The 12,140-nt window shown below is 43.8% G+C and carries 11 protein-coding genes; 2 read left to right on the top strand and 9 right to left on the bottom strand.

All coding sequences use genetic code 11. The features are described from left to right. Positions 1-7 precede the first annotated feature (7 nt). Together MusilaSJ_RS09175 and MusilaSJ_RS09170 are read left to right on the top strand one after the other, a co-directional pair. Positions 8-3,253, top strand: a complete 3,246-nt coding sequence (locus MusilaSJ_RS09175; protein WP_274989684.1) for an efflux RND transporter permease subunit — start codon at positions 8-10, stop codon at positions 3,251-3,253. After that, positions 3,246-4,373 (top strand): efflux RND transporter periplasmic adaptor subunit, encoded by a 1,128-nt coding sequence (locus MusilaSJ_RS09170; protein WP_274989683.1) that lies wholly within the window; start codon positions 3,246-3,248, stop codon positions 4,371-4,373. Before MusilaSJ_RS09175 ends, MusilaSJ_RS09170 begins: the two co-directional genes overlap by 8 nt. Positions 4,374-4,396: 23 nt before the next feature. On the opposite strand, the gene MusilaSJ_RS09165 is transcribed toward MusilaSJ_RS09170, so the two are convergent. The 9 genes from MusilaSJ_RS09165 to pyrR all read right to left on the bottom strand — a co-directional run bounded on the left by MusilaSJ_RS09165 (position 4,397) and on the right by pyrR (position 11,730). Then, positions 4,397-4,570, bottom strand: coding sequence for a hypothetical protein (locus tag MusilaSJ_RS09165; RefSeq protein WP_274989681.1), 174 nt, complete (start codon positions 4,568-4,570; stop codon positions 4,397-4,399). 11 nt (positions 4,571-4,581) lie between these two features. After that, on the bottom strand, positions 4,582-5,856 hold the full coding sequence (locus MusilaSJ_RS09160) for an IS110 family RNA-guided transposase (protein WP_274989682.1): 1,275 nt from the start codon (positions 5,854-5,856) through the stop codon (positions 4,582-4,584). Further along, a complete protein-coding gene (locus tag MusilaSJ_RS09155; RefSeq protein WP_274989681.1) occupies positions 5,849-6,022 on the bottom strand; it encodes a hypothetical protein in 174 nt (57 codons plus the stop codon). The genes MusilaSJ_RS09160 and MusilaSJ_RS09155 overlap by 8 nt, the downstream gene beginning before the upstream one ends. Positions 6,023-6,033: 11 nt before the next feature. Continuing rightward, positions 6,034-7,332, bottom strand: a complete 1,299-nt coding sequence (locus tag MusilaSJ_RS09150) for an IS110 family RNA-guided transposase (protein WP_274985884.1) — start codon at positions 7,330-7,332, stop codon at positions 6,034-6,036. 366 nt (positions 7,333-7,698) lie between these two features. After that, positions 7,699-9,129: a serine hydrolase domain-containing protein gene (locus MusilaSJ_RS09145; protein WP_274989680.1), complete on the bottom strand. Its 1,431-nt coding sequence runs from the start codon at positions 9,127-9,129 to the stop codon at positions 7,699-7,701. Positions 9,130-9,197: 68 nt separating this feature from the next. Further along, positions 9,198-9,740, bottom strand: coding sequence for a hypothetical protein (locus tag MusilaSJ_RS09140; RefSeq protein WP_274989679.1), 543 nt, complete (start codon positions 9,738-9,740; stop codon positions 9,198-9,200). Positions 9,741-9,756: 16 nt separating this feature from the next. Next, a complete protein-coding gene (locus MusilaSJ_RS09135; protein ID WP_091163068.1) occupies positions 9,757-10,689 on the bottom strand; it encodes an aspartate carbamoyltransferase catalytic subunit in 933 nt (310 codons plus the stop codon). 55 nt (positions 10,690-10,744) lie between these two features. After that, complete coding sequence (locus MusilaSJ_RS09130) at positions 10,745-11,116, bottom strand: four helix bundle protein (RefSeq protein WP_274989678.1); 372 nt, start codon at positions 11,114-11,116, stop codon at positions 10,745-10,747. Between the two features lie 74 nt (positions 11,117-11,190). Continuing rightward, positions 11,191-11,730, bottom strand: a complete 540-nt coding sequence (gene pyrR, locus MusilaSJ_RS09125; protein WP_274989677.1) for a bifunctional pyr operon transcriptional regulator/uracil phosphoribosyltransferase PyrR — start codon at positions 11,728-11,730, stop codon at positions 11,191-11,193. Positions 11,731-12,140: the final 410 nt, after the last annotated feature.

The raw sequence follows: 12,140 nt of genomic DNA, 5'->3' as shown, positions 1-12,140 counted from the left end.
ATATACAATGGGAATGATAAAAGGGGCGCTGCAAAAACCAATTACCATATTGGTTATAGTAGCCGGGCTGTTCTTCTTCGGTATAAATGCGGTACGGACTATCAAAATCGATATATTTCCCGATCTGAACCTGCCGGTTATATATGTATCGCACCCATACGGCGGTTTCACCCCAAACCAAATGGAAGCTTACTTTGGTAAGCAATATGTTAACCTGTTGCTTTTCGTATCGGGCGTAAAAAGTATCGAAACGAAAAACATACAAGGCTTAACGTTAATAAAAGTTACTTTTTACGAGGGTACCAATATGGCCCAGGCTGCGGCGGAGGTCACAAGCTACACCAACCGGGCGCAGGCCGCGTTCCCGCAGGGGTCGCAGCCACCCTTCATTTTGCGCTTTGATGCCTCAACGCTGCCGGTTGGTCAACTGGTGTTGAGCAGCGCTACCCGAAGCAATAACGAATTACTCGATTATGCTTTGGTTTACGTACGTTCGTCATTTACCTCAATCCCCGGCCTTGTTGCGCCGGCTCCTTTTGGTGGTAACCAGCGTACTATCCTGATTAAGGTCGATCCAAACCTGTTGCGCTCGCACAATTTAACACCCGACCAGATCGTGGCTGCCCTGCGCGAGAATAACCAGAACACTCCTGCAGGTAACGTGCGTATAGGTGATTACAATTATCTCGCACCATCAAATACTACGATAAAGAAAATCCCGGATTTTGGAGATATTCCGCTCTATAAAAATGGGATCCAAACCGTGTTTATGAAGGATGTTGCCACTATTGAAGATGGTGCCGATATCACCAACGGTTATGCCCTTATTAATGGCAAACGTTCGGTATATCTGCCTATTACCAAATCGGCAACGGCCTCAACCTGGGAAGTAGTGCAAAACCTGAAAAAGGCATTGCCAAAGTTCCAGGCCTTGCTGCCCGATGATGTGAAGCTGTCATTCGTGTTTGACCAGTCGGTATATGTAATTAATGCCGTAAAAAGTTTGGCAGAGGAGGGCGCGATAGGTGCGGTACTTACCGGGCTCATGGTATTGCTGTTTTTGGGTGATAGGCGCGGAGCGCTTATCGTGATCCTTACCATCCCAACCTGTATTATCTCGGCTATATTCTTCCTGTCGCTGGCACACCAAACCATCAATATCATGACACTGAGCGGGCTTTCGCTGGCAATAGGTATTTTGGTGGATGAATCGACGGTAACTATTGAGAATATTCACCAGCACTTTGACATGGGCAAGCCGAAAGCTTTGGCTATCTGGGACGCCTGTAAGGAGATCGCGTTTCCTAAATTGCTGATCCTGTTCTGTATTCTTGCAGTGTTTGCACCTGCTTTTACTATGAACGGGATTCCCGGCGCATTGTTCCTGCCGCTGGCATTGGCTATTGGTTTCTCCATGATAGTTTCTTACTTCCTGGCGCAAACCTTTGTACCTATCATGGCCAACTGGATCATGGTAAACAAACATGAAGATCACAGCCATAAAGATGGTTTTGCACTGGAGGATGAAGGCGAACCATGGGAACAGAAAGAAAAAGCAATGAAAGCAGCCCTTGAGCATAAAGATGGCGAGGTAACCCGCTTTGATAAGTTCAGGGATAGCTTTATGCGCCTGATGGACCGCATGTTACCTAAGCGCAAAGTACTGGTGGCAGTGTATGTAGTAGCTGCATGTGGACTTGCTTTCCTGTTGTTCAATATAATAGGCCGTGACGTGTTACCTAAGGTAAACTCAGGTACCTTCCAGGTACGTTTGCGGGCGGCTGATGGTACCCGTTTAGAGCGTACAGAACTAATAGCTGTTAAGGCGCAACACATATTGGGCGATATTGTGGGTAAAAACCACATAGCTATAACTTCGACATTTGTTGGCTCGCACCCTTCATCATTCTCAACCAACCCTATCTATCTGTTTATGGCTGGTCCGCAGGAGTCTGTGATGCAGGTGAGTTTAACGGAAGATTATAAGGTTAATCTTGATGACCTGAAGGAAAAATTCAGGCATGAGATGGCAAAACAGTTACCCAACGTTAAACTATCATTTGAGCCGATTGAATTGACTGATAAGATCCTGAGCCAGGGTTCGCCAACTCCTATCGAAGTAGCTATCACCGGTAAAAACAAAAAGCAAAATGTTGAGTATGCCTTTAAGATCATCAATAAACTAAAGGATATCAAATACCTGCGCGATGTGCAGATTGGCCAGTCGTTTAATTACCCAACTATCGATATCAATATCGACAGGCAGCGAGCCGCACAGCTTGGTGTAGGTTTAAATGATATCTCACGTTCATTAGTAGCATCAACTTCATCATCAAGGTTTACCGAAAAGAATAACTGGATTGACGAGAAATCGAATTTAAGCTACCTCGTACAGGTGCAGGTTCCCGAATACCAGATGGCCAGTTTGAATGATGTTAAGGAGATCCCGATACTGGCAAATCAGGCCCGCCCTGTTTTAGGCGATGTGGCTGATGTTAAAACAGGCACTACCTTTGGCGAAAACGATAACGTAGGCGCTGTGCCGACACTATCGGTAACGGCAAACATCAACAAAAAGGATTTAGGCACGGCGACCAATGATGTACAAAAAGCGATTGACGAATTGGGTAAGCCGCCACGCGGTTTAACAGTTGAGATGCATGGTATGAGCCAAACCCTTACCGATACCCTGAACAGTTTGCAAGGTGGTTTATTGGTAGCGGTATTAGTGATCTTTTTGATGCTGGCGGCAAACTTTCAGTCGTTCAAAATGTCGATGGTGGTACTGTCAACCGTACCTGCCGTATTGTTTGGTTCATTGCTGTTGGTGAAGATCACCGGCGCTACACTTAATCTGCAATCATACATGGGTATGATCATGTCGGTAGGTGTATCTATTTCAAACGCCGTGTTACTCATCACCAATGCCGAAGAACTGCGCAAGCACAATGGCGATGCACTGAAATCAGCCCGTGAAGCGGTAGCATTACGTCTTCGTCCTATATTGATGACCAGTTTGGCTATGATTGTAGGTATGGTACCAATGGCATCGGGCTTAGGTGAGGGTGGTGATCAAACATCGCCGCTTGGTCGCGCAGTTATCGGCGGGCTTATCGCTTCAACCTTTGCCGCGCTGTTGATATTACCATTGGTTTTTGCCTGGGTACAAGGTAACGCCACCACCCAATCTGTTTCATTAGACCCGGAAGATAAAGAAAGTAAATTTTATGTCCCTTTGCACCACCATGAATAAGCTAAAAAACAAATCAATATTGCTTTTTGCCGTTTTAGCAATGGCAATTGGCTCCATGAGCGCCTGTCACTCAGATGAGAAAGAAAAAAAGGAACAGCAGGAAGAGGAACAGCAGCAGGATGCTGTTGAGACTCCAACAGTACAAATTGTGCCGGTAACCAAAGGCAGGTTAAGCAGCAATATCACCATACCCGGTGAGCTGATCCCTTACCAACAGGTTGACCTGTATGCCAAAACCAACAGCTATGTTAAAAAGCTTTTGGTTGATATTGGTACGGAAGTTAAACAGGGCCAGTTATTAGCCGTGCTTGAAGCGCCGGAAATTAATTCACAGTTGGCTGCGGCGCAATCGCGTATTAAACAGTTTGAAGCCGTTTATTTTGCCAGCAAAGCTACTTACGACAGGTTGGTAAGTACCAGCAAAACTCCGGGTACTGTTTCGCAAAACGATCTGGAGCAAGCTGAAGCTAAAAAAAAAGCCGACCAGGCTAATATCGACGCCGCGAAATCTGGTTTAAAAGAGGTGTCGGCCAATTTGGCTTACCTGGAGATCCGTGCTCCTTTTGACGGTGTGATCACCAGTCGTAATGTAAACCTGGGAGCCTACGTCGGTCCGGGGGGTAAAAGTACCGACCCGTTATTTACCATACAGGATCAGGACCGTTTGCGTTTAGTAGTATCTGTACCTGAAATTTACACCGGTGCGCTAAGCAACAAAAGCGAGGTTAAATTTACAGTGAGGGCATTGCCAAGCCAAACATTTACCACCCAGGTAAAACGTATAGCTGGCGCACTTGATGAAAAATTACGTGCCGAGCGCCTGGAGATGGATGTTTATAATAAAGAAAAAAAACTGCTTCCGCACATGTTTGCCGAAGTAAGTGTACCGTTACCTGCCGGTGACAGCACTTATGTAGTACCTAAAACTGCTGTTGCTACTTCAACCGAGAAGGTTTTTGTTATAAAGGTTGTCGACCATAAAGCGGTTTGGGTTGATGTTAAAAAAGGACTGAGCAACGGCGATAGCATCGAAATCTTCGGCGGCGACCTGAAACCTGATGATAAGCTGGTAAAAGCAGCATCAGACGAGATCAGGAATGGATCGACTTTGAAATATTAATAATTTGAATTGGTTGATTTGAATCAACCATATGGATAGTGCGAAGGGATAAAATAGCCCGAAAACTGAAAAGTTTTCGGGCTTCTTTTTTTGTTTGATGAGGAAAGGATATTTGTCATCCTGAGCGATAGCGAAGGATCTTCTTGGATAAGCAGAGCCGCTATGCAGGGCGAAGAAGATGCTTCGTTCCTACCCATGACATAATAATTTAAGCAGGTACAAGTTCCCTATTTAGTTCAAAGGCGAGTTTCTCTAATCGCCTTTGTTTCTGTTCCTTAATGATATTTTCATAGGCTTGCAGCCCTTTTTCCACAAAGTCGGCTCCTTTTACAATTAAACGCCAGTATTGAGCGGCCAGTTTTCTGGCCGTTGCTTTAATAGCTATTGCCGGACCTTTTCTGCTCCTTAATCTTCTTGCAAATGAACCCCAGCCGATATACTTGCTGTTCAATAATCCATGGGCCATTTGTTTGAATATTTGCCCGACGGCCGGTTTACCCTTACTTTTACTTTTGTTCTTTTTCCCTGAACGATCCTGGCCGGGAGATAAACCAAGCCAGCTTGTGAAATGTTTTTCACTTGGCCATCGGCTAAGATCCGAACCCACCTCTGTGTATAACTGTAACCAGTTGTAATCTGTAATACCCGGAAGTTTAGTTGCATCCTTACCATCAAATATTTTTAACAGATGATCTCCCAGGTTGTTGATATGAGGTTTGTTGTGACGGATCGCCTTGCGTTTTCCTTCGCTTATTCCCGGTGGCAGGTTCTTATCCCTGTTGATCCGTTGTAAAACACTATCAATCTGGCTGTCGCATTCCATTATCTGGCCTTGATAAAAACCATAAGCCTTATAGGCCTGACCTAATGCAAAAAGCCCTTGCGCTGTATAATGACCTTGCAGGGCTTTCAATAGCTCTTCCCCTTTATTCTCCCTGATCTTTTTATGGCAAAGTGAAAACAACTTATCAGGATCTCGCTCGCCTTGCAGTATCGCATCGATTAACGCCATCCCGCTTACTCCATGGACCTGGCTTAATACCTCCGGCAAACGGATATTCATTTCTATTAAGGCCTTCTGCATGTGCTGAACATGCATGGCCGCACTCCGAAGATGATCCTCACGAAGGCGCTGGTAACTACGCAATTCTTTGATATGACCTTCGGATACATAACAGCGGTTCAGCAAGCCATAACTATGCAATTGCTGTATCCACTGACAATCTTTTACATCTGTTTTCCTGCCTGGTAACTGGCGCGTCTGTCTTCCGTCAACAAGCCACACATCCAATCCCCCATCTAAAAGAATATCGTAAAGTACATACCAGTATACTCCTGTGGCTTCCATTGCCACTGTACTTACCTTATGCTCCAATAAATAGTTCTTAAGTGATACCAGATCACTGGTGAAAGTCTCAAACGAACGAACCGGCTGGCCTTCAAGACCCACAAATATTTGAATTGGTTGATTTGAATCAACCATATGGATAGTGCGAAGGGATAAAATAGCCCGAAAACTGAAAAGTTTTCGGGCTTCTTTTTTTGTTTGATGAGGAAAGGATATTTGTCATCCTGAGCGATAGCGAAGGATCTTCTTGGATAAGCAGAGCCGCTATGCAGGGCGAAGAAGATGCTTCGTTCCTACCCATGACATAATAATTTAAGCAGGTACAAGTTCCCTATTTAGTTCAAAGGCGAGTTTCTCTAATCGCCTTTGTTTCTGTTCCTTAATGATATTTTCATAGGCTTGCAGCCCTTTTTCCACAAAGTCGGCTCCTTTTACAATTAAACGCCAGTATTGAGCGGCCAGTTTTCTGGCCGTTGCTTTAATAGCTATTGCCGGACCTTTTCTGCTCCTTAATCTTCTTGCAAATGAACCCCAGCCGATATACTTGCTGTTCAATAATCCATGGGCCATTTGTTTGAATATTTGCCCGACGGCCGGTTTACCCTTACTTTTACTTTTGTTCTTTTTCCCTGAACGATCCTGGCCGGGAGATAAACCAAGCCAGCTTGTGAAATGTTTTTCACTTGGCCATCGGCTAAGATCCGAACCCACCTCTGTGTATAACTGTAACCAGTTGTAATCTGTAATACCCGGAAGTTTAGTTGCATCCTTACCATCAAATATTTTTAACAGATGATCTCCCAGGTTGTTGATATGAGGTTTGTTGTGACGGATCGCCTTGCGTTTTCCTTCGCTTATTCCCGGTGGCAGGTTCTTATCCCTGTTGATCCGTTGTAAAACACTATCAATCTGGCTGTCGCATTCCATTATCTGGCCTTGATAAAAACCATAAGCCTTATAGGCCTGACCTAATGCAAAAAGCCCTTGCGCTGTATAATGACCTTGCAGGGCTTTCAATAGCTCTTCCCCTTTATTCTCCCTGATCTTTTTATGGCAAAGTGAAAACAACTTATCAGGATCTCGCTCGCCTTGCAGTATCGCATCGATTAACGCCATCCCGCTTACTCCATGGACCTGGCTTAATACCTCCGGCAAACGGATATTCATTTCTATTAAGGCCTTCTGCATGTGCTGAACATGCATGGCCGCACTCCGAAGATGATCCTCACGAAGGCGCTGGTAACTACGCAATTCTTTGATATGACCTTCGGATACATAACAGCGGTTCAGCAAGCCATAACTATGCAATTGCTGTATCCACTGACAATCTTTTACATCTGTTTTCCTGCCTGGTAACTGGCGCGTCTGTCTTCCGTCAACAAGCCACACATCCAATCCCCCATCTAAAAGAATATCGTAAAGTACATACCAGTATACTCCTGTGGCTTCCATTGCCACTGTACTTACCTTATGCTCCAATAAATAGTTCTTAAGTGATACCAGATCACTGGTGAAAGTCTCAAACGAACGAACCGGCTGGCCTTCAAGACCCACAAATACCTTGCGGGCTCCAATATCTATACCTGCCGCATGAAAATGCATCTTTTCCATACTTATAACGCTTTTTAAACCGTGCCCGAAGGAGTTTAAAGAAAAGACAGGCTACCCATCGGACAAATCACCCACACAAGGGATCGTACCATACCTTCAGACTCTTGCTTCGGAACCATACTCAGCAACAGGCAATAAGCACTATAACTCGGTCGGCCACACTGCACGGTTCAGCAAATCTATGTCATTTCACCTTCAGAGGCCACGGATTTAAACACTCAGCATGACAATTATTGCGAGCATAGACAATAAAAAAGGTGTCATGCTGAGCCCGTCGAAGCATGGTGTGGAGGCCTTTACGCGTGAGTCTTCGACAAGCTCAGACTGGCAGGCCTCTAACTTATCATTTCATTCAATGATTCTATACTATTTCCCCTCTGCCTGCAACTTCTTAATAATCCCCGTACCAACAGCATCCGTACTTTCAGCGGCGTTGGATAGTACTACCACGGCAAGCTTTTTATCAGCATTAAAAGCCAGGAAGCTACTGCTACCATAAGTGCCGCCGTTATGGAAAATGTATTCTACGCCATCAACCAAAATGATATGCCAGCCAAGGGCTATTTTGGCATCTTTGCTGTAAGTAATCTGATGGGTTAGCTCAAAAGCCTTTGATAGCTTGTCTGTACCATTTGCCATGTTTGCCTTTGCATATATCAGCAAATCATTTACCGTTGAATGGAGGGCCCCGCAAGCGGCAAGGGCGTTAAAATCCCAGGCTACTGTTGCATCACCGTACTGGCTGTATACTTTGGTAAAATGGGGGAGTTGTAAAGCGCTTAAATGCTGTAAAGTATTTTTCATCCCTAAAGGACTACATATTACTTCCTGCACCATCTGATCAAATGTTTTGCCGCTTACCTGTGATAATATCGTTCCTAATAAACCAACTCCTAAATTGGAATATGCATATTGTTCTCCCGGTTTACTATTTAGTTTGCAGGTTTTCAGATAACTAAACAGTAGCCGTTTATTATAACTTTTATAAGGATTTGCAGCGCTGGCCGAATCAAACTGAAGGTTTTCCGGAATCCGGGTTAGGCCTGATGTATGATTGCTTAGCGTTTGCAAAGTTATATCATTCAGCGCGACATTGGTTTTTACCGAATCTGGCATGTATTGGGTGATAGGATCGGTTAATTTTACTTTACCCTCGTTGGCGTAATAAGCCAGCAGGGTAGCCGTAAACGTTTTGGTAATGGAACCAACTTCGAACAGCGTATTGGCAGTTGGTAGTTGGTTATTGCCGCGGGCGGTTTCTCCGTAATTATAGGTGCTGATCTGGCCATCTTTTAATATGCCTATGCTCAGGCCTACAGTATTTACTTTTTGAATATACGGGCGGGCAATTTCATCAACCTGTTTGTCCATTGGGTTGATCAGTTTGTTGGATGTAGGTACCTGTGTGGTTTTATCGGCAGTAATGTCTTTATAGGGCTGAAACAGGAAGAGCTCAATTTTATTGCCTGCATCGAGGCTCATGAGCAGTTGTAACGTTACCGACTGAAATACCAGTTTGTAAGTGCTTACCTTATTGTTAACAAAGCTGATCGCCGTTGAACCTTTAATTTCATTTAACGGAAACAATTGTTGCTCGGTAAGGCTGCGGAACTGGCCCGCACTTACGGCATGCCTGAAATTTTGACCGGTTAAGGCATAAATGGAGTCGGCCTGTTTGGCGTTGAAGAATTTTTTCACCAGCACAAATACAGAATCGGTTTTAAACTGCTGATGGCTTTGGGCAAAGGTTACGCCCGGGATAAATAAAAGTAAGATAAAACAGAACCTGAGTTTCATGAAAAGTAATTCGTGGTTAATTAAATGTGGTTTAGTCTGAACGAAAAGGTAGACTTAAGACTACTGACTTAAATATCCTGATAATCTTTAGCAAAGTAATTATTAGCCAAAGGATCAGTTAGGCGCACAAAACGTTTCTCGTTATATTTCCATTTCATGCGGAATATGATAACGGCAATACCTGCGCCAATTATATAATTATAACCAATAAAAGCAAACATGTCGCCGGGTTCGGCCAAAAGCGTGTGCAGATTGGTTTTGCCGCTTACCTTAAACCAGATAATGCTTGTTATGATTGATAGGGCTAACCCGAAAATGAGCCCTCCATCAATAACACAATAATTCCACATACCGCGTTTACGCGAATGCTCCCACTTTTTTACAAAGCTGATATTGTCAATGTCTTCTTCGGTGAGGCCTTTGGCCTTAAGTTTTTCGGCCTGGGTTAGTTTGTATTGATAACGATAATAACCTTGTACAAACGAGAATGGGAAGAATACCAGGAAGATAATATTGTTGTGATCATAAAAATACAACGCGGCAATAACGGCAAGATAAACCAGTTCTCCTTTATAAGTATGTTTCAGATATGTTTTAAAATTAAATTTCATACCTGAAACATGCTGCTTATATGGTTGGTGTTTGTCCAGCCAGCAGGTAAAGCACTGCCATTCGTACCGCTACCCCATTTTCTACCTGGTCGAGAATGATAGACTGTTTACTGTCGGCTACATCGCTGGTGATCTCCACGCCGCGGTTGATAGGGCCGGGGTGCATTACGGTGATCTCTTTATCTAATGAATCCAGAATAGTTTTGTTAAGACCGAAGAGCATGGTATACTCTCTAAGCGAAGGAAAATACTTAATATCCTGCCGCTCCAGCTGAATGCGGAGCATATTGGCAACATCGCACCAGTTAAGAGCTTTGATGAGGTTGTGTTCAACCTTTACTCCCAATGAGCCAATATATTTTGGAATGAGCGTGGTTGGCCCGCAAACCATTACCTCGGCGCCCAATTGTTTCAAGCAAAGGATGTTGGAAAGCGCCACACGCGAGTGCAGGATATCACCTACAATCACCACTTTTTTGCCTGCCACATCGCCATATTTTTCGCGGATAGAGAAGGCATCAAGCAAAGCCTGTGTAGGGTGCTCATGAGCACCATCGCCGGCATTTACGATCTGAGCTTTTACATGTTTTGACAGAAAGATCCCGGCACCGGCATAAGGGTGGCGCATTACCACCATATCAACCTTCATAGCCAGGATGTTGTTCACGGTGTCGATCAGTGTTTCGCCTTTGCTTACAGATGATGAAGATGCCGCGAAGTTGATCACATCTGCCGAAAGTCTTTTTTCGGCCAGCTCAAATGATAAACGGGTACGGGTTGAGTTTTCAAAGAAAATATTGGCAATGGTAACATCACGCAACGACGGCACTTTCTTGATCGGCCGGTTTAAAACAGATTTAAAAGTATCGGCAGTTTCAAATATCAGCTCAATATCTGCCCGGTTCAAATCTTTTATACCCAATAAGTGTCGTGTGCTCAGTCCTGCCATGTTATTTTGATTTCGGATTTCGGATGTTCGATTTCGGATTTTATTTTGAATGTTTTTATTTCTTATTATTTGATTTTTGATTTTCTTTCGCTGTTTTACCAATTGCGGTGAAAATGGCAGTAAGCTCATTGGCTTCCTTTTTAAGATTAGGCAGAGCTGTCGAATTTATTAAGCCTGATTCTTCAATCAGCTCTAACCAATAAACCGATTCATCGGCTTCTTCTTCAACGATTACAATCTTATTGATAAAATCAGCGGTAGATTTTCCTCTGCATGCCGACCTGTAATTTGCACCAACTGATGTTGAACTTCGTAATAGTTGATGTGTTAAAATATCAAGAGAACGCAAACGGGGAGCTGCTTCAACAAACTTGATAACGTCTATTGCGAACTTTTTTGTCCTGTTTTTTAGTTCTGCTTTGTCCATTTCTAAATTCTTATTTTATAAAATCGGCAATTCGAAATCAAATAAATCCGAAATCGAACATCCGAATTCCGAAATCATTCAGAAACCAGTACTATCTTGTCTTCCCCATCAGTATCTTTCCAGCTAACTACTACTTTTTGTGACGCGATAGAATCAACCTCGATACCCACATAATCGGCAGATACCGGGATGTGGCGCGAGTAACGGCGATCAACCAAAGCCAAAAGCTCTATTTTCTCCGGCCTGCCGAATGCCTGCATGGCATCCATTGCGGCGCGGATAGTGCGGCCTGTCCACAGTACATCATCCATCATGATCACTTTTTTACCTTCAATAATAAAATCTATTTTGGTTTGGTTAGGCACTAACTGTGATTCCCGGCGGCGAAAATCATCGCGGTAAAAAGTGATGTCAAGGTCGCCCTGCAATATATTTTTATCGGGAAGGATTTTTCTCAGTTCTTCGGCAACGCGTTTGGCTAAATAAATGCCGCGCGGCTGGATACCAATTAATACGGTATTTGAAAAGTCGTTATGATTTTCAATTAACTGGCGACATAAACGTTGTATGGTAATTTGAAACTTTTGTCCGTCGAGCAGTGTTAGATTTTGCATCGTATGGGTGGATTTGGGCAAAAGTAATAATTTGTTTTGAGTTTTGGAGGATGAGTTTTGAAGGAGGATAATAGATTATCCTTTATTAAATAAGATGTCTTCTTTACGTCATTGCGAGTTACCATCAGGGAAACCTGAAAAAAATCGTGATGACGTTTAAAATATACTTTAGCGATACAGTGCGGGGGCCGCGTTAGGGATTGCAGTGGAAAACCCACAACGCGGGTAAGCCGTTGCGTTGCGGGAAAGGCGAGGATTTGCAGCGTAAAGCACCGGCCGCAGGCAACGCCCATATCTATAATATCAATCAAAAAATATATCTTATAATCAATAAATTACAATCACGTCATTATACGGAACGAAGCAATCCCTGCATGTAGAGGCGTTTTTATAAGCGCCCAGTAAAGTTC

The organism is Mucilaginibacter sp. SJ (genome assembly GCF_028993635.1).
Lineage (GTDB): Bacteria > Bacteroidota > Bacteroidia > Sphingobacteriales > Sphingobacteriaceae > Mucilaginibacter.
The sequence above is the reverse complement of the archived record's forward strand: the minus strand, read 5'-3'. Positions and strand labels throughout refer to the sequence as shown.

Bases quoted from the DNA above. Each gene is read 5' to 3' on its own strand.
- MusilaSJ_RS09175 (WP_274989684.1), top strand. From the start codon at position 8: ATGGGAATGATAAAAGGGGCGCTGCAAAAACCAATTACCATATTGGTT.
- MusilaSJ_RS09170 (WP_274989683.1), top strand. From the start codon at position 3,246: ATGAATAAGCTAAAAAACAAATCAATATTGCTTTTTGCCGTTTTAGCA.
- MusilaSJ_RS09165 (WP_274989681.1), bottom strand. From the start codon at position 4,570: ATGGGTAGGAACGAAGCATCTTCTTCGCCCTGCATAGCGGCTCTGCTT.
- MusilaSJ_RS09160 (WP_274989682.1), bottom strand. From the start codon at position 5,856: ATGGTTGATTCAAATCAACCAATTCAAATATTTGTGGGTCTTGAAGGC.
- MusilaSJ_RS09155 (WP_274989681.1), bottom strand. From the start codon at position 6,022: ATGGGTAGGAACGAAGCATCTTCTTCGCCCTGCATAGCGGCTCTGCTT.
- MusilaSJ_RS09150 (WP_274985884.1), bottom strand. From the start codon at position 7,332: ATGGAAAAGATGCATTTTCATGCGGCAGGTATAGATATTGGAGCCCGC.
- MusilaSJ_RS09145 (WP_274989680.1), bottom strand. From the start codon at position 9,129: ATGAAACTCAGGTTCTGTTTTATCTTACTTTTATTTATCCCGGGCGTA.
- MusilaSJ_RS09140 (WP_274989679.1), bottom strand. From the start codon at position 9,740: ATGAAATTTAATTTTAAAACATATCTGAAACATACTTATAAAGGAGAA.
- MusilaSJ_RS09135 (WP_091163068.1), bottom strand. From the start codon at position 10,689: ATGGCAGGACTGAGCACACGACACTTATTGGGTATAAAAGATTTGAAC.
- MusilaSJ_RS09130 (WP_274989678.1), bottom strand. From the start codon at position 11,116: ATGGACAAAGCAGAACTAAAAAACAGGACAAAAAAGTTCGCAATAGAC.
- pyrR (WP_274989677.1), bottom strand. From the start codon at position 11,730: ATGCAAAATCTAACACTGCTCGACGGACAAAAGTTTCAAATTACCATA.